The sequence below is a fragment of the Amycolatopsis ponsaeliensis genome, assembly GCF_030182635.1.
GTDB lineage: Bacteria > Actinomycetota > Actinomycetes > Mycobacteriales > Pseudonocardiaceae > Amycolatopsis > Amycolatopsis ponsaeliensis.
On sequence record NZ_JAPZLD010000129.1, the window covers coordinates 1 to 500 of the forward strand.

Annotated in this window: 1 protein-coding gene; it reads right to left on the bottom strand. The window is 68.2% G+C overall.

Going from position 1 to position 500, the window contains the following annotated elements:
- Nucleotides 1–103: 103 nt before the first annotated feature.
- Nucleotides 104–500, bottom strand: a 397-nt coding sequence (locus QQ657_RS57035; protein WP_434056878.1) for a transposase, incomplete at its 5' end; no start/stop codon positions are given.

The following is a 500-nucleotide window of genomic DNA, read 5'->3' on the forward strand; positions in this document are numbered from 1 at the left end:
AGGTCGTGAGTGGGAAACAGTGTTGGTATGTGAATCGAGGTGACCAGGGCAGGGCGTAGCCCCCGGCGAGCGGAGCGCTGCCGGTTGTTGCCGGGTGGTGCTCTCAGGCGGCGGGTTCGAGACTGACGGTGTAGCCCTGGGCTTGGAGCTTGGCAACGAGCCGCCGGGTCTCGGCGTGGGGGTCGATGCGGCGGGTGTGGTAGTCGGCGCCGAGGTCGTGATAGCCACGGCCGGTGGCCGGGACGTGCCAGATGATGATCGAAAGTTTGTGTGCGACGGCGATGATGGCTTTCTTCTTCGCCGCCGGGCTGCGGAACCCACCGAACCGGCGGACGTGGCGGCGGTAAAGGGTCTGCAGATAGCCGGGGTGACGCACGGCTGCCCAGGCGCACTCGACCAGCATCGCCTGCAGCCGCGGGTTGCCCTTGCGGCGTTTGCCGTGGTGGCGCTTGCCTGCGGATTCGTGGTTGCCCGGGCACAGCGCCACCCAGGAGGCCAGG